Source organism: Streptomyces lonarensis (assembly GCF_012033735.1).
In the GTDB taxonomy this organism is placed as follows: Bacteria; Actinomycetota; Actinomycetes; order Streptomycetales; family Streptomycetaceae; genus Streptomyces; species Streptomyces lonarensis.
Genome location: NZ_JAAVJD010000132.1, coordinates 1 through 15443, shown reverse-complemented (window position 1 = coordinate 15443; position 15443 = coordinate 1). Strand labels below are relative to the sequence as shown.

Here is a 15443-nt window from a genome sequence, read left to right as displayed (position 1 = left end):
GCTCGGCACCGCCGCGGGCGCCCGTCGGGCTGCGGGCGTCCGCGGCCCGACGGGCGTCAGTCGGGCAGCGACCGCCGGCTTCCGGACGGCATGCGGGCTTCGGCCCTCGGACGGGAGAGCGCAGCGGGTGGGACGGTCGGGTCAGACCCGGGTGAGCCGGACGCCGCCGTCGGGCAGCACCGTCACGGTCACCGCGGTGAGGTCCGGGACAGCGAGGTCGGGGGCGTGGGCCAGCGCTCGGGGGCCGATCCCGAGCACCCGCATGCCGGCGCCGCGGGCGGCGGCGATGCCCGCGCCGGAGTCCTCCAGGACGACGCAGTCGGCGGGGTCCATGCCCAGCTCGGCCGCGCCCTTGAGGAAGCCCTCCGGGTCGGGCTTGCTGGCGCTGACCGACTCGGCAGTGAGCCGGGGCGAGGGGAAGCGCAGCCCGGCGGCGGCCATCCGCGCGGTGGCGAGCTGCAGGTCGGCCGAGGTGACCAGGGCGTGCGGGACACCGGCGATCGCGGCGAGGAACTCGGCCGCGCCGGGGATCGGCACGACGCCCGCCATGTCGGCCTTCTCCTCGGCCAGCAGCGCCTGGTTCTCGGCGTGGTTGACCTCGGCGGGCCTCTCGGGCAGCAGCTCTGCCATGGTGGCGTGGCCCTGGCGGCCGTGGACCACGGAGAGGACGGCGTCGCCGTCCATGCCCTGCCGGGCGGCCCAACGCCGCCAGACCCGCTCCACCACGGCGTCGGAGTTGACGAGGGTGCCGTCCATGTCGAGCAGGAGGGCACGTGCGGTCAGTTCCTGGGTCGCCGGGTGCGCAGCGGTCACGTGGGCGGGCTCCTGGTGTTCGGGGGCGGGGAGAAGGAAGCGGACCAGAGCGGTCCCGCCCGAACGGTCGGGGACGGGCGGAACCACTTTGTATCGTCACGATACAAAACAGGCGCCCGTGATGCCACCCCCGGGGATGAACTCCCGGTGCACGCGGGGCGTCGCGCACCCGCCGACCCCGCCCGCGCGCCGTCAGCCGCCCCCCGTACCCGGGGCGCCGCTCCCCCGACCGCCGCCGGGCCCCGGAGCCGGGCGGCCTCCGCTCGCCGCGGGCTCCCCTTCGGTGGCGGCCCGCCCGTCGCAGCGATGCCACTCCGCGCTCGACCCGCCGAACTCGGTACTCAGGTCGCGGACCAGCTGCGCCAGGTCCTGCGGCCGGTCCGGCGTCCACCAGTCGCCCAGCATCCCCGACAGCTCCTCGTCCCGCGCGGCCAGCAGCCGCGAGGTGACCACCCTGCCCTTCACCGTCGCCTCCAGCGCCGCGCCGTCGCCGGTGCGCACCAGAAGATCGCGCTGCTCCAGCTCGCGCACCGCCCCGTCGACGACCTCGGGAGGCAGCGCCGTCCGGGCGGGCAGCGGGCCCGGCTCGACGAAGCCGTACCGGTTGACGCGCAGCAGCAGCCAGCACGCCGCCGGCGTCAGGTCCGCGCCGGCGGTCACCCCGATGGAACGGTAGAGGTCGCGGCGGCCCGAGCGGCCGGCCAGCGCCGACAGCGCCCGCGCGACCTCCTCACGGGAGGAGCGCTCGACGGCGGTGGTGCCCACGGTCTGGCTTCCTTCCGGCGCCCGCACGCTGCCGCGCAGCGGGTCGGGCCGGAGCAGCCACGCCAGCAGGTGGCCGAGCAGCACCACCGGCACCGCGTACAGGAAGACCGCCGTGATCGCGTCCGAGTAGGCCGACAGCACCCCGGTCCGCGCATCGCCGCTCAGCTGCGCCACCCCGCGCGGGTCGTGCAGCAGCGAGTCCACGCTGACACCGCCGGGCAGCGAGGCGCCCGCCAGCTCGGTGCGCAGGTTGTCGCCCAGCAGCCGCGCGAAGATCGCGCCGAAGACGGCGACGCCGAAGGCGGCCCCGACCGTGCGGAAGAAGGTGACGCCCGAGGTGGCGACGCCGAGGTTGCGGTAGCGGACGGCGTTCTGCACCGCCAGCACCAGGACCTGCAGCACCATGCCGAGCCCCATGCCGAAGACCGCGAAGGTGAGGCTCATCCGCAGCGTGCCGGTCTCCCGGCCCAGGGTGTGCAGCAGCACCAGGCCGAGCGCGGTGACGGCGGTGCCGAGCACCGGGAAGACCTTCCAGTGACCGGTGCGGGTGATGATCTGGCCCGAGAGCGTCGAGGTGACGAAGATCCCCGCCACCATCGGCAGCATGTGGACACCGGAGGAGGTGGGGCTCACCCCGTGGACCACCTGCAGGAAGGTCGGCAGGTAGGTCATCGCCCCGAACATGGCGAACCCGACGATGAAGGCGATGCAGCAGCACAGCGTGAAGGTCCGCACGGAGAACAGCGACAGCGGCAGCACCGGTTCGGCCGCCCGCCGCTCGACCCGGACGAAGAGCGCCAGCGCCACCAGCGTGGCGGCGGCGAGGGCGAACGTCTGCCAGGAGAGCCAGGGCCAGGTGGTGCCGCCGAGCGAGGCGATCAGCACCAGCCCCGCCGCGACACCCGCGATCAGCCCGGTGCCGGCGTAGTCGATGGTGTGCCGCTCCCGGCGCACCGGCAGGTGGAGCACGGCCGCGATGACCACCAGGGCGAGGATGCCGAACGGCAGGTTGATGTAGAAGACCCACCGCCAGCTCAGGTGGTCCACGAACAGCCCGCCGAGCAGCGGCCCGAGCACGCTGGTCGTCCCGAAGACCGCTCCGAAGAGGCCCTGGTACCGGCCGCGTTCCCGGGGCGGGACGAGGTCGCCCACCATCGCCATCGACAGCACGATCAGTCCGCCGCCGCCCAGCCCCTGCAGGAAGCGGAACCCGATCAGCTCGGGCATGTTGCGGGCGGCTCCGCAGAGCATCGACCCGACGAGGAAGATGACGACGGCGATCTGGAAGAGCCGCTTGCGCCCGTAGAGGTCGCCGAGCTTCCCCCACAGCGGGGTACCGGCCGTGGAGGCGAGCAGGTACGCGGTCACCACCCAGGAGAGGTGGTCGATACCGCCGAGGTCGCTGACGATGGTGGGCAGGGCCGTGGCGACGATGGTCTGGTCGAGCGCGGCGAGGAACAGGCCGAGCATGAGGGCGCCCATCGAGATCCACAGCCTGCCGCGGTGCGCCTCCCGCTGCGGCTCGTCCTCCACCTCGGACGCCGGCTCCGTGGCCATGGGGCTCCTCCCGAGCGGGCGGGCACGGCTCGGCCGCCGCACCCTGCACGGACATCACCCACCATCGTGGCCCCAACCGGGCGAAACGGCCTCCCGGCGGCCGCCGGATCAGTGGTTGAGCGGGCGCGCCTCCCGCACCGTCTCACCGGCGGGCGCCCGCTGGGAGACCGGGCCGCTGGGCAACGCGCCGTCCCGGCCGATGACGGCCGCGCCCCGGCCGTGGCCACCCCCGGGCGACGTGGGCGCCCGCGTCGCGGCAGGGGCCGCCGACTCCCCCGGCGCGACGGCCGGGGCGTGCTCGGCGTGCCCGGTGCGGGCCGGCTCCGCGGCCGGGGCCGGTCCGTTCTCCGCCGCAGCCCCCGCCTGCTCCGTGGCGGCACCGGACACGGGCGTCGCCTGGGCGGCCGCGCCGCCCTGGCCGGCGCCGGCAGGGCGGTCCGCCGCCGTGAGCTTGCCGAACGGCACCGTGACGCAGGCGACCCGGTCGCCCGCCTCCCCGGGGGCGCCGTGCCCCGCGTGGCCGTCGGAGGTCGCGTGCTCGTGCAGGACGACCGAGGCGGCCTCGCCGGGCCGGAAGGTCCACTCCTGCACGGCGGTGGAACGCCCCGCGCCCCGTCCGTCCGCGGTGACGTCGAGCCACACCTCGTTCGCCGGGTTGGCCAGCGCGGGGTCGTCACCCTCGATGTTCCGGTAGTGGGGGCCCGAGTCCGCGGGCCGCGCGCCGCAGGCGTCGGTGTGGACGTGGGCGCCGAAGGTATGGCCCGGCCGCACCCCCGAGACGCCCAGCGTGATGGTGGTGCGGCCGTCCGCGACACGCTGTTCGACCTCGACACGGGCGCCCTGCGGCACCAGCGACGGGTCGTAGGTGACGGCCGCCGCCGGCGGGTCCTCGTCCGGCGAGCTGAACATCGCCCAGGCGCGCAGCCGGTAGCTCTCGTTCCGTTCGTCGGACTCGGCCGCCGCGTCGGCGGGCGGTTGCGCCGCCGCGCCGCCGCCTGCCGTGACCACCGCCGCCAGAGCCGCGGCCACCGCCGTTCCCGTCCGCACCGCTACGCCTCGCACAACCCACGCCTCTCGTTCGGACCACCGGTCCGGCGACGCCGCACCGCCGTCCCAGCCTGCCCCCGCCGCGGGGCACGACAAGCCCGTGGCGCACCCCTATGCACTCTGCGGGGTGCGCACGCGTACGCTGTATGGCTGAACGGGGGTGTGGTTCCGCCTACCCCCGTCGTCGGACGGAACATCAGTACGGGGCGTGGGGCGTCACTTCCCCGGTTGCCGTACCGGGGCACAGCACGGCCTTCCCGGCCGGGACAGGACGCACTGGATGGTGGAAACCCTGGGTGTCCTGCTCTACGCGCCATGGATCTACGTGATCGTGATGGCCACCGTCCTGCTGGACGTGTTCGTGCCGGTCCTCCCCAGTGGCGCCGTCGTCGTCACCGCCGCGACCCTCGCCGCGGGCACGGCCGCCGGAACCGCGGGATTCCCCGCGCCGATGCCCGGCAGCCACCTCCCGGAACTCTTCGTCCTGGTCCTGTGCGCCTGCTCCGCGTCGGTGGCCGGGGACCTGTTCGCCTACCGCCTCGCGCGGCGCGGCGGGCGGCGGTTCGACCACGTCATCGCACGCTCCCGGCGCCTCTCCACCGCGCAGCACCGCATCGGCAGCGCGCTGGCGCGCGGCGGTGGCGCGCTGGTCGTCCTCGCACGGTTCGCGCCGGCGGGCCGGGCGGTGGTGAGCCTGGGCGCCGGGGCGTCCCAGCGGCGCACCCGCGACTTCCTGCCGTGGTCCGCGCTGGCGGCCGTCGTCTGGACCGCCTACAGCGTCGGGCTGGGCTGGCTGGGCGCGCAGGTGCTGGGCGCCGGGTGGATCAGCACCGCGCTGTCGCTGCTCGCACTGATCGGCGCCGGCGCCGGCGCCGCCTACCTCCTGCGGCGCCCCACCCCGGCCCGCGCGGTCTGACGCGGGACGACGCCCCGAGGCCGCGACCCCGCGCCCCGGCCGGGCGGCGGCCCCGAACACGACGACGCCGGGCCCGCGGAACGGACCCGGCGTCGAGACCGGTGGGCACAACAGGGATCGAACCTGTGACATCTTCCTTGTAAGGGAAGCGCTCTACCGCTGAGCTATGCGCCCGGGAAACCCACACCTTACCCGGCCGGTACCGGTGCGGGGCAACCACCGGCGACGGCCCGCCCACCGCGCCCGGCCGACCCTCGCCGGGCAACCCTCGGCGGGCGGGGCGCGTCCTTGCCGACGAGTCCCACCGTCCGTCAGTTCCCAGCGGTGCCGGGACCGGTGGCGCCGCAGCCGATCGCGCGGCGCCCGGAGCCGGTACGCGGGGAGCCGCGCCCCGAGACCGGGAGGTCCCGTGCCCCGACGCCCCTTGCTGTCCGCCGCGGCGCCGCTGTCGCTGGCCGGGCTGCTGCTGGCGGCCCTGTCGCTGACCGGCTGCACCGCGCACCACGTCTCGGTCGACGGGGAGCAGCGGACGTTCACCGTCGGCACCACGGAACTCGTCGTCGATTCGGGGAACACCGACGTGACGGTCCTGGCCGACGCGTCGCTGGAGGGCGAGGTGCTGGTGACGCGCTGGTTCGACGCGACCGCCGTCGCCTCCGACGCCTCGGTGGAGTGGGAGATGGACGACGGGGGCAGGTTGACGTTCCGGGCCGACTGCTCGGGGGTGGTCACCCGCTGTTCCGCCAGGCACGAGGTCGCCGTGCCCGAGACGATGGACGTCCGGGTCGAGGGCCGGAACGGGGCGTTGGCCGCCGAGAGCCTGACCTCCTCGCTCCACCTGACCACGCGCAACGGCACCATCACCGTGGCGGACGTCGCCGGCCCGGTGTCGCTGCACAGCCGGAACGGCACCATCGACGCCTCCGGCCTCACCGCCGCCGAGGTGCGCGCCCACACCCGCAACGGCAGCATCGACCTGCACACGGCCCGGGCCCCGGAACTGCTGGAGGCGGTGACCCACAACGGCAGCGCCCGGGTCGAGGTGCCCGGCGGCACGGCGTACAGGGTGGAGAGCGAGAGCCGCAACGGAGCGGTGGAGAGTTCCGTCGACGAGGACGGCGCGGACCACCTGATCTCGGTCCGCACCCGCAACGGCAGCGTCGAGGTCGTGCCCCACGACGGGTGACGGCTCCCGGGACCGGCCGCGGGCCGACCGAAGCGGCCGAATCCCGTCGTCGACGGCCGGGTTCCCGCCGTCCCCGAGGTGGGCGGCGCATCCTCGGGCCGGGGCGGGGCAGGCGGTGGCGCGGGGGCGTCCCGCCCCCGGTGAGGGGCGTCCGCCGAGGCCGCCCCCGTCACGTCCCGACCGTCAGCCGCTCGCGCCGCGCCCCGCGCCGGCCGCACGGCGCCGAGGCCCGCAGGAGATCCACATGGCCACCCCCGCCAGCCGCACCGCCCCCCGTCTGATGTTCTGCGTCAGCGGGTTCCTGCTGGTGGGGCTCGCCGTCTCGTCCTGCAGCTCCGGAAGCGGGTCGGCGGCAGCCGCGGGGCCCTGGGAGGAGGGGCGCAGCAGCTTCGCGGTCGACCGGGAGGGCCTGCGGATAGACGCGCACGACGGCGACGTGCACCTGGTGGTCGACGACTCCCTCGACGGCCGGGTCCGGGTCAGCGGCCACCCCGGGGCGGACGGGGAGGCGGACGACGAGGGCTGGTACGGCCGCGGTGAGAGCGGTGACCCCGCCGCCGGCGACCTGTGGGACGTCGACGAGAACGGCCGGCACCTGACGCTGCGCGAGGACTGCGGCGAGGAGGGCCGGCCGGTCTGTGCGCGGCGCCACGAGATCGCGGTGCCCGCGGGTCTCCCGGTGCGGTTGGAGGGCCACAACGGCACGGTCACCGCGACCGGGTTGGGCGGCGCACTGGAGCTGACCACCCTCGACGGGCCCATCGATGTCTCCGACGTCTCCGGGGCTCTGACGCTCCGCAGCCACAACGGGGCGATCACCGCCTCGGACGTCACCTCGGAGGAGATCCGGTTGGAGTCGCACGACGGTGCGATCACCCTGGCCTCCGCCGTGGCGCCCCAGTCGCTGGAGGCCGCCACGCACAACGGCGCGGTGCGGCTGGAACTGCCGGATGACGCGGCCTACCTGGTGGAGACGGAGACCCACCAGGGCCCGCTGGACATCGACGTGGAGACCGGCGGCGAGGAGCACCGCGTCGGGGTCCGCACCCACGACGGCGAGATCACCCTCCGCGGCGTCCCCGCCGAGCACGACGCCACGGAGGGCGACGCCTGAGGCGGCCGACGCGCGCCGCGCGGGGCCGGGACGCGTCGCGGGGCGCGCCGGACGGCGGCGCGACGCAGTCCGCCCCCGCGCAGAGCGGCGGCGCCGCCGGGGCCCGACGCCGGGCGTCGCCGCCCGCCGTGAGATCCGGACCCCGCGCCCCGACCGCGCGCAGTTCTCCCCTGTTTCCCGTCCCCTCCCGCCCCTGCGTCCTTCCGGGGGCGGGATGGGACAATGGACGGCGTCGCACCGGACCGGCGGGGAGAGGGACCACGTGAGGGTGAGAGGCACCGCAACGGAGTTGGCACTGCGAGTCGTCCTGCCGTTGCCGCTACTGGCGGTCGCCGTCCTCACCGCCCCCGGCGCCTTCACCGGCGGCGGCACCCGCCGCTGGGGGCGGGCACGGGCCGAGGAGCTGCGGCTGGAGGCCCAGCAGGCGCGCGACGCGGCGGCGGAGGCGTTCTACGACCTGGACACCGCCCAGCGCGAGCTGCGGATCACCGTGGAGACCATCACCGCCTCCGACGACTCGCAGCAGGCGCGCCGGGTCGGTGTCGACTTCACCGAGTTCGGCGGGCGCATCGACCAGGTCAGCCACGACTACATCCAGCTGGTGGACGCGTTCGACCTCGACGATCCGCAGTTGGACGCGTCGACCTCCTCCCGCGCCCGGCACGACTTCGGCCGGATGCGGGACCACCTCGTCCAGGCCAAGGTCGACCTGGAGCGGTTCGGGCACGGCCTGGGGCCGATGCTGGAGAAGGCGGAGAACCAGCTGCGGCAGGTGGCCCCCGCGGTGGAGGCGGCCAAGCGGTCGCTGCTCGGCGCGACCCAGGCGCTGGACGCGGTGCGCGCCGCGCGGCTCGAAGCCGACGACCTGGCGCTCTCCCTGGCCCAGCTGGGGCCGGAGTTGCGGCTGCTCAACGAGGGGGCGGCGCAGCACGGGGTGCAGCCCACCGTCCGGCGGGCGGAGGACGTGCGGCGGCGGGCCGACGAGATCACCGCGCAGGCCGAACGGCTGCCGCAGCGCGCGGCGGAGACCGACCGGCGGCTGACGTCGCTGCGGACCCGCGCGCAGGCCATCGCCACCCGTGCGGAGAAGGTGAATCCGGTCCTGTCCGAGCTGCGCCGTCGGTTCTCCGCCGCCTGCTGGCAGGATCTCCAGCGGGTGCCGCAGGAGGCGGCCGAGTCGGTACGGCGGGCGGAGCGGACGCTGGCGGACGCGCAGCGCGCCCGTGACGAGCAGCGGTGGGAGGACGTCGGCGCCCGGCTGACGGAGACCCAGGAGCTGCTGGCGCGGACCGACACCGCGGTGTCGGCGGCCGGGGACCGGCTGCGGCGGCTGAACGAGGTGTCGTTCGACCCGAGCAAGGAGATCGAGAAGACCCGGTTCGCGGTGCGGGACGGGCAGCGGATGGCGATGTCGGGCCGCAGCGTGCCGGAGGAGCGGCACGCGAGGCCGCTGGACGAGGCCGTGGAGCGGCTGGACCGTGCGGTGGCGGCGCTGGAGGGCGGCGGCCGCAACCCGGACTACTGGATGTTCCTGGTGGAGACGAAGGCGGTGCGCGACATGGTCGGCGCCGTCGTGGAGAACATCCGCAACGGGCGCTGAGCACCGCGATGGCGGAGCTGCGGCGACGGAGCTGCGGCGGCCGGACGGGTGGCCGGGGCGGCGCAGTAGGCTGCGGCCATGCCCCGTTACGAGTACCGCTGCCGCGGCTGCGGCGACCAGTTCGAGATGTCCCGCCCGATGGCCCGGTCGGGTGACCCGGCCACCTGTCCGCAGGGGCACACCGACTCCGTGAAGCTGCTGTCCACGGTGGCTCTCGGGGGCGGCGCCCGCGGCTCCGCCGGGCCGGCCGCGGGTGGGCCCGCGCCGGCGCCGTCGGGCGGTGGCGGGTGCTGCGGGGGCGGCTGCTGCGGTTGAGAGGTCGCGGCGGTGCCGGGATTCTGGGAGTGCGGGCGGTTTCGTCCGCCCTTCCGAGGAGGTCCCGGACATGTCGACGACCCCGGCCGTGCACGGCCCCAGGCACGCGCGCCGCGGCGCGGTGCACAACCTGCTGCGTCGCACCGGCGCCCAGTTCAACGAGGAGTTGCCGGTCGACCACCGGTTGAGCACGGTCTACCGTGTCGGCGCCGGGGTGATCGGGACGGGGCTGGTGGTCTTCGGGGTGCTGGGGCTGGTTCGCAGGCTCGGCGTCTTCACCACCGAGGACAGTTCGGTGCTGGGGCTCAACACCAACGGCGCACTGAGCCTGGTCTCGATCTTCTTCGGGGTGGTGCTCTTCTCCGGGGCGCTGCGGGGCGGCAACTTCGCCTCCACGCTCAACATCGTGGTCGGCACGCTGTTCCTGGTCAGCGGGTTCATCAACCTGGCGGTGCTGGAGACCGGGCTGAACATCCTGAACTTCCGCATCCAGAACGTGCTGTTCAGCTTCGTCGCCGGGCTGCTGCTGCTGGTCTTCGGGATGTACGGCCGGGTGGCGGGAAGGCTGCCGCGGGACAACCCGTACTGGCGGGCGCGCCACCCCGACGCGGCCCCCGAGGACGCCGCGACCGGGCTGAGCAGGCGGGCGCTGGAGGACCGCGCCGGCCGGGGCACCGGCGGCAGCACGCCGGGTCCGAGCGTGGCCCATCCCGGCACGGGATCGGCCACCGGCGCGGAGCGGCGCGGCCCGGGCCGCGACTGACGTCCCCCGCCGTCCCCGGCCGCCCCGGGGCCGGGCCCTATCGGCGTGGCGAGGTGCGGCGCGCGGTGGTGGTGCGGCCCCGGATCTCCGCGAGGGCGGCGGTGACGATCTCCTCACCGGCGTGCACGCCGCGGGTGGTCAGCGAGGTGACGTGCGGGGCGTGCCAGCCGGTGTCGGCGAGTTCGCCGTGGCCGGGCCGCCAGCCGCGGTCGGCCGCCGCCAGCAGGTCGGCGTCGAGCAGCGAGTCGCCGGCGGCGAGCACCCGTTCGGCGCCGGTGCGGCGGACGACCTCGGCGAGGGCGGCGCTCTTCGTCAGCGGGCGGGGTACGGCGTACACCTTCCGTCCCTGCACCGAGACGGTCCAGCCGCGCTCCCCCGCCCAGGCGGCGAGGTCGTCGGCCCAGGCGGCGGGAAACCGTTCGCGGTCGACCACCAGGTAGCAGAAGAGGTCCTCGGCAACGCGCTCCTTCAGCAGCCATGCGGGGTCGGCGGTGGCGCGCAGCCGTTCGCGGACCTCCGCCAGCGGCGCGCAGTCCGCCGCGAGGCGGTCGGCGACGGTCTCGTCCCACTCCGGGTCGGGCTCCCCGTCGACAAGCAGTCGGCCGCCGTTGGCGCAGATCGCCAAGGTGGGCGCGGGGCCGGGCAGCCGCATGCGGCGGTACTGCTCGGGGGTACGGGTGGTGACCGGCACGAACCGGGCATGGTGGGCGGGGAGGGCGGCGAGGTCGGCGAGCACCGCGGCAGCGGTCTCGGTGAGGTAGGAGAGCGGGGCGGAGCGGTAGACCTCGACGCAGAGCAGCCGGGGCGCCTCGGCGTCGGGCACGGTCAGGTGGAGTGCCGCCGCCGAGTAGACCAGGGTGCGGTCGAGGTCGCTGGCGAACAGCACGGGGCCGGTTCCGGCGGCGGTCGCCGCCGGGGGCGCCTCGGGAGCGGTCGACACGGGCGACGTGGTCTCGGGCGGCGTCATGCGGTGGACCTTCCGTCGGCGCCGGTGGCGCCCCTGGTGTAGCGCGGGTGGATCAGTCCGACGCAGCGGTAGGGCAGGTCGTCGGCCCACTCGACGGGCACCTCGCGGGCCCGGGCGAGGTGGAGGATGTGCGCGATGTCCTCGCCGGCGTCGCGGCGGGCGATCACCCGCCAGGGGACCCGGCGCAGCAGCACGCGGGTGGTCTCGCCGACGCCGGGCTTGACCAGGTTGACGTCGTGGATGCCGTACTCCTCGCTGAGGCGCTCCACCGCGGCGAGCCCGGCCCAGTGCGGCTCGCGGTCGGTGCCCGGGGCCATGGGGCCGGGCCGGGCGGTGGCGAACCGCTGCTCGACGGTGTCGAGGAAGAGTCCGGAGACGTCCGCACCGGCCAGGTCGCGGTAGAACTTCGCGCCGTGGAACTGGTCGGGGCCGACGAGGTCGGCGCGGAGCACGGTGCGGGAGACCAGTCCGGAGACGGTGGAGTTGAGGCAGGCGGAGGGGATGAGGAAGTCGTCGCGGGTGCCGAAGGTCCGGACGCAGCCGCCCGGGTCCGCGAGGACCGCCAGCGAGGGGTCGAAGCCGGGGAAGTCGGCCAGCGCGGCGGTCAGTTCACCCGTGATGGCGCCCTTGCCGGTCCAGCCGTCGACGAAGACGACGTCGGCCGGGTCGTGGTCGGCGGCCAGGCGGCGGAGCGCGGTGGTGTCGATCCCCCGGCCGCGCACGATGGAGAGGGTGTAGTGCGGCAGGTCCAGGCCGTGGGCGTACGCGGCCCAGCGGCGCATCAGCACGCCGACGGGGGTGCCGGCGCGGGCGAGGGAGACGAGGACCGGTGTGGTGCCGGAGCCCGGCCGCGTGCGTTCGGCGAGCACGGTGTCGGTGACGGTGGCGACCGCCTGGGCGAGCCGGTCGGCGGTGTCCGCGAGCGCCGTGTGGAACAGCCGCTGGTACTCCGCGCCCGGCTGGTACTCGACCGGCAGGGACTCGGCGTAGTGCGCACCGCCCTGCTGGATGGCCTCCTCGCGCTCCTCGGTGGGGGCCTCCAGCGCCACGTCGGAGAGGTCCTGGAGGAGCCAGCCGACCTCGTCGGGGCGGTAGGAGGAGAAGGCAGGGCCGCGCAGCGGTGCGGGTAGCGGAATGCGGGAGGGCAGGACGGCGAGGCGGAGTTCGGGCGTGTGGCGGGCGAGTACGTCGAGCAGTCCGTCGGGGGCGTGCAGGGCGGGGGTGTCGCCGGTGGTGTCGGTGACCACCACCACGGCGTCCCAGCCGCCGCCGGCGACGTTGTGGACATGGCGGACGCCGGGGTCGTCGGCGTCGGGGCCGGCGGCCGGCAGGTCGTGGGCGGGGAAGCTGAGCCGGCTGCGGATGGCGTAGCCGGGGTCGTCCACCGGAAGGACCGGGGAGCGGGTGGTGGAGGAGAAGCGGACGTCCGGTTCGCGGGGGGCGACGGGGCTTGCGCCGCCGGCAGGGGCGCCACCGCCGCCGTCCCCGGCGTCGCCGTCGCTGCTGCTCGGGGCGGGGTCGCGCAGGGCGGTGTCGCGCAGGGCGGCGTCGAGCGCTTCGGCCAGCCGCAGCGGGGCGTACATGAGTTCCTCGGTGCCGAGCACCAGGACGCGGCGGGCCCCGGGCGGCAGCGTGGCGGCGAGACGGGCGCCGAGCGCGGGGAGCGCGGCCTCCAGTCGGGCGCGGTGCGCCGGGGTGAAGCCGTGCCGCCCGCCGTCGGGCAGCCCGACGGGCCATCCCAGCTCGACCCGACGGGGCTCGGCCCGCGACGTCCCGGCCGGCGGCCCGGCGGCGTCGGAGGCGGCGGTGGTGTCGGCGTCGGCGGCGCGCTGCTCGGCCACCAGGGCGCGCCCGCGCGCGAGGACGTCCGCCGGCAGCGCCACGGTGCCGCGGCCGAGGGCGACGACGTCCACCCGGGTACCGAGGTCGGCGGCGGTCTTCTCCAGGGTCGCGGCGTCCTCGGCCGACCGCAGGTCGCAGAGGGTGACCACCACGTACCGGGATCGGGGGGCGCTGCGGTGCAGCGCGGCCAGGGTGTTGCGGACGGTCCTGCCGGTGGAGAGTTCGTCGTCCACCAGCACCAGCGGCCCGCCGCCCGCGAGGAGGTCGGGGTCCTCGGGGAGCAGCAGGTGCGAGGTGGCGTGGCTGTGCTCCTCCTCGAAGCCACCGGCGTGGTGGGCGCCGGCCACCGCGCGCCGGGTGGAGTGCAGGTAGCGGGCGCCCAGGCCGTCGGCGACGCTGTGGCCCAGCCCGGTCGCGGTCTCGGCGTACCCCAGCACGACGGCGTCGGCGGCCTCCGCGCCGAGCAGGGCGCGGGCCCGGCGGCCGAGTTCCACACCGGTGCCGTGGACCAGCCCGGGGCGCTGCGGGATGTGCTTGCCGAGCACGCGGGAGACGAGGAGGTGGGCGCGGCGCGGGTTCTCGCGGAGGGCGAGGCCGACCAGGGCGGGCAGTTCGGCGCCGTGCAGGGCGACCCCGAGCCGGCGGGCGACCCAGTGCCCGTCCCAGCCGGTGCCTGCCTCGCCGGGGGCGCCCGCGGGGGTGTGGGGTGCGTTCCGGTCGTTCATCTGATGCCCGCCTCCAGCAGGTCCACGTAGTCGACGCCTTCCTTGGCGACGCCGAAGACCTCCGAGCGCAGCAGGGTCCGCGCGGCCCAGCTGCGGTGCGGCTTCACCTCGTTCATCTTGTTGGTGTACGAGGAGCGCAGGACGCCGCCGCCGTTGGGCCCCGCGCCGAGGATGTCGACGGCGTCGCAGTACTCCTCGTGGCTCACCACGGAGAGGGCGTGGACGGCGGCGACGTGCGAGGGATGGATGCAGGTCTTGCCCTGCAGCCCGTTGGCGCGGTCCAGCTCGATCTCCTGCAGCAGGCCGTCCATGTCGTGTTCGATGAGCCGTTCCCGCAGGTCGCCGCGGCCCCGGAACGGACTGGCGCGCAGCTGCGGCTGGAACATGCGGGGCTGGGTGCGGAAGTACTCCCACACCGGGCCGCTGATGGTGTAGCCGGTGCCGTCGGCCCGGCCGAAGACGTTGACCACGTCCGCGATGACCGAGGCGACCGGATGGACGTCGTAGACCGTCATGTCGGGGGTGCGGCGCAGGCCGTAGACGGAGCAGAAGTCGGTGACGCCGATCCGCAGGGCGGGCACGCGCTCGCGGTACTTCTCCAGCAGCCGGGCGGCGTCGGTGAGCCGGGCGGCGCGGGTCTCCAGGTGCATCAGCTCCGGGGACTCCAGCACCGGCATGGCCAGCAGCCGGCGCCCGCAGCGCGCCTCGGCCTCGACGACCGCCTCCAGGTAGTCGTAACCGCCGGCGGCCGTGAACTTGGGGAGGACGAAGCCGGCGAGCAGCCGGACGGCCGGGCCGAGCCGGTCGGTGAGGTCGGTGATCTGGTCCGGGCGCCGGACGCGCACGAACAGCAGCGGCAGTTCCGCGGGGAGGCTCTCCCGGTGGAGGCGTCGCAGCTGCCGGACCAGGTTGGCCTCGCCGCCGGCGACCTCGGCGTCGCTGATGGAGTCCTCCAGGCAGAGGACCATGGAGACGACGCCGCGGGCGGTCTGCTTGCGGATGTCCGCCACGAGACGGGGGCGGGTGGCGGGGCTGTAGAGGGTGGCGCCGAGCGCGACACCGAGCGTGCGCACCTCGGAGTCGAGGTCGAAGTCGGCGGGCTCCCGATGGAAGAGTGCCTGCCGTTCCTCTGCTCCCAGCTGCCCGTAGTGCCGCATGCCGTCGTCCCTTGCACCCCGCTGTCCCACCGGTGCGCGGGACAGACTCAGCGGTCAATCGTACGATCAGCTTTGTTTCCGGCATGCGGCGGCAGGCAGGATCTTCGGTATGAAGCATGTGTACGACGCGGGACAGATCCTCCCCGTACGCCCCCCGGTGGTCCGGGCCGCCGTCCACTGGTCGCCGCTGACCGAGGGCCGGGGCGGGCACCGGGGACCGGCCGACGTGCACACCAGTGTGCTGCTGCTCGACGCCCGCGGCCTGCTCGCCGCGGAGCGCGACGCCGTGGGTCCGGAACGGGCGGGCGACGACTCCGGCGGGGTCCGCAGGCTGCCCAAGCGGCGGCACCGCGACGGTGTCATGGACGCGGTGGAGCTCCGCCCCGGGCTGCTGCCGGCGGCGGTCCGGCGCGTGATCCTCGCCGTCTCCGCCGACGGCGCCCCCTTCGGGGCGAGCGGCTCGCTGCAGTTGACGCTCTGGGACGTCGAGAACGACCTGCCGGTGACCGCACGGCCGGTCACCTCCGGCGGCGAGGACCACACCACGCTGGTCTGCGGCGAGTTGTGGCGCGACGGCCCGGGCTGGGAGTTCCGCGCCGTGCGCCGGGGGCTGGCCGGCGGACCGGCCGAGCTGGCGGCGGCCCACCGGACGGCGGCGGACGCCACCGGGCCGCCG

The 15443-nt window shown here is 75.6% G+C and carries 13 protein-coding genes and 1 tRNA gene; 7 read left to right on the top strand and 7 right to left on the bottom strand.

Annotated elements, in window-relative coordinates:
• Nucleotides 1-141: 141 nt before the first annotated feature.
• The 3 genes from HCN56_RS16395 to HCN56_RS25835 all read right to left on the bottom strand — a co-directional run bounded on the left by HCN56_RS16395 (nucleotide 142) and on the right by HCN56_RS25835 (nucleotide 4182).
• Complete coding sequence (locus tag HCN56_RS16395) at nucleotides 142-756, bottom strand: HAD-IA family hydrolase (protein ID WP_209312823.1); 615 nt, start codon at nucleotides 754-756, stop codon at nucleotides 142-144.
• 249 nt (nucleotides 757-1005) lie between these two features.
• The gene (locus tag HCN56_RS16390; RefSeq protein ID WP_167971847.1) at nucleotides 1006-3135 is read right to left on the bottom strand and encodes an MDR family MFS transporter; all 2130 of its coding nucleotides are present in this window, start codon (nucleotides 3133-3135) and stop codon (nucleotides 1006-1008) included.
• 108 nt (nucleotides 3136-3243) lie between these two features.
• A complete protein-coding gene (locus HCN56_RS25835) occupies nucleotides 3244-4182 on the bottom strand; it encodes a hypothetical protein (RefSeq protein WP_209312821.1) in 939 nt (312 codons plus the stop codon).
• A gap of 280 nt (nucleotides 4183-4462) precedes the next feature.
• On the opposite strand from HCN56_RS25835, the gene HCN56_RS16380 reads away from it, so the two are divergent.
• Nucleotides 4463-5098 carry a DedA family protein gene (locus HCN56_RS16380; RefSeq protein WP_167971846.1) on the top strand — a complete coding sequence of 212 codons (636 nt, stop codon included), beginning with the start codon at nucleotides 4463-4465 and terminating at the stop codon, nucleotides 5096-5098.
• Nucleotides 5099-5200: 102 nt separating this feature from the next.
• On the opposite strand, the gene HCN56_RS16375 is transcribed toward HCN56_RS16380, so the two are convergent.
• Nucleotides 5201-5272: transfer RNA gene (locus HCN56_RS16375), tRNA-Val, on the bottom strand.
• Nucleotides 5273-5507: 235 nt separating this feature from the next.
• Between HCN56_RS16375 and HCN56_RS27270 the strand changes: the two genes are divergently transcribed.
• The 5 genes from HCN56_RS27270 (at nucleotide 5508) to HCN56_RS16350 (ending at nucleotide 10076) form a co-directional block, all read left to right on the top strand.
• Nucleotides 5508-6284, top strand: a complete 777-nt coding sequence (locus HCN56_RS27270) for a DUF4097 family beta strand repeat-containing protein (protein WP_167971844.1) — start codon at nucleotides 5508-5510, stop codon at nucleotides 6282-6284.
• Nucleotides 6285-6528: 244 nt separating this feature from the next.
• On the top strand, nucleotides 6529-7398 hold the full coding sequence (locus tag HCN56_RS16365) for a DUF4097 family beta strand repeat-containing protein (RefSeq protein WP_167971842.1): 870 nt from the start codon (nucleotides 6529-6531) through the stop codon (nucleotides 7396-7398).
• 214 nt (nucleotides 7399-7612) lie between these two features.
• A complete protein-coding gene (locus tag HCN56_RS16360; protein WP_245246626.1) occupies nucleotides 7613-8998 on the top strand; it encodes a coiled-coil domain-containing protein in 1386 nt (461 codons plus the stop codon).
• Between the two features lie 78 nt (nucleotides 8999-9076).
• Nucleotides 9077-9313 (top strand): FmdB family zinc ribbon protein, encoded by a 237-nt coding sequence (locus HCN56_RS16355; protein ID WP_167971838.1) that lies wholly within the window; start codon nucleotides 9077-9079, stop codon nucleotides 9311-9313.
• 70 nt (nucleotides 9314-9383) lie between these two features.
• Nucleotides 9384-10076 carry a DUF4383 domain-containing protein gene (locus HCN56_RS16350; RefSeq protein WP_167971836.1) on the top strand — a complete coding sequence of 231 codons (693 nt, stop codon included), beginning with the start codon at nucleotides 9384-9386 and terminating at the stop codon, nucleotides 10074-10076.
• Nucleotides 10077-10113: 37 nt separating this feature from the next.
• Here the strand turns inward: HCN56_RS16350 and HCN56_RS16345 are convergent, their stop codons facing one another.
• Genes HCN56_RS16345 through HCN56_RS16335 form a run of 3 tightly spaced genes read right to left on the bottom strand, consistent with a single transcriptional unit; the run spans nucleotide 10114 to nucleotide 14767 of the window.
• Nucleotides 10114-11043, bottom strand: a complete 930-nt coding sequence (locus HCN56_RS16345) for an HAD family hydrolase (protein WP_245246625.1) — start codon at nucleotides 11041-11043, stop codon at nucleotides 10114-10116.
• Nucleotides 11040-13610, bottom strand: a complete 2571-nt coding sequence (locus HCN56_RS16340; protein WP_167971835.1) for a phosphoribosyltransferase — start codon at nucleotides 13608-13610, stop codon at nucleotides 11040-11042. Before HCN56_RS16340 ends, HCN56_RS16345 begins: the two co-directional genes overlap by 4 nt.
• The gene (locus tag HCN56_RS16335) at nucleotides 13607-14767 is read right to left on the bottom strand and encodes an HpcH/HpaI aldolase/citrate lyase family protein (protein WP_167971833.1); all 1161 of its coding nucleotides are present in this window, start codon (nucleotides 14765-14767) and stop codon (nucleotides 13607-13609) included. Before HCN56_RS16335 ends, HCN56_RS16340 begins: the two co-directional genes overlap by 4 nt.
• Nucleotides 14768-14876: 109 nt before the next feature.
• Here HCN56_RS16335 and HCN56_RS16330 point away from each other — a divergent pair.
• Nucleotides 14877-15443, top strand: a 567-nt coding sequence (locus tag HCN56_RS16330; RefSeq protein ID WP_167971831.1) for a TerD family protein, incomplete at its 3' end; no start/stop codon positions are given.

What these genes read in the sequence shown, in the direction of transcription:
- HCN56_RS16395 (WP_209312823.1), bottom strand. Translation starts at nt 756, where the DNA reads ATGGACGGCACCCTCGTCAACTCCGACGCCGTGGTGGAGCGGGTCTGG.
- HCN56_RS16335 (WP_167971833.1), bottom strand. Translation starts at nt 14,767, where the DNA reads ATGCGGCACTACGGGCAGCTGGGAGCAGAGGAACGGCAGGCACTCTTC.
- HCN56_RS16390 (WP_167971847.1), bottom strand. Translation starts at nt 3,135, where the DNA reads ATGGCCACGGAGCCGGCGTCCGAGGTGGAGGACGAGCCGCAGCGGGAG.
- HCN56_RS16340 (WP_167971835.1), bottom strand. Translation starts at nt 13,610, where the DNA reads ATGAACGACCGGAACGCACCCCACACCCCCGCGGGCGCCCCCGGCGAG.
- HCN56_RS16355 (WP_167971838.1), top strand. Translation starts at nt 9,077, where the DNA reads ATGCCCCGTTACGAGTACCGCTGCCGCGGCTGCGGCGACCAGTTCGAG.
- HCN56_RS16345 (WP_245246625.1), bottom strand. Translation starts at nt 11,043, where the DNA reads ATGACGCCGCCCGAGACCACGTCGCCCGTGTCGACCGCTCCCGAGGCG.
- HCN56_RS16380 (WP_167971846.1), top strand. Translation starts at nt 4,463, where the DNA reads ATGGTGGAAACCCTGGGTGTCCTGCTCTACGCGCCATGGATCTACGTG.
- HCN56_RS16350 (WP_167971836.1), top strand. Translation starts at nt 9,384, where the DNA reads ATGTCGACGACCCCGGCCGTGCACGGCCCCAGGCACGCGCGCCGCGGC.
- HCN56_RS16360 (WP_245246626.1), top strand. Translation starts at nt 7,613, where the DNA reads ATGGGACAATGGACGGCGTCGCACCGGACCGGCGGGGAGAGGGACCAC.
- HCN56_RS16365 (WP_167971842.1), top strand. Translation starts at nt 6,529, where the DNA reads ATGGCCACCCCCGCCAGCCGCACCGCCCCCCGTCTGATGTTCTGCGTC.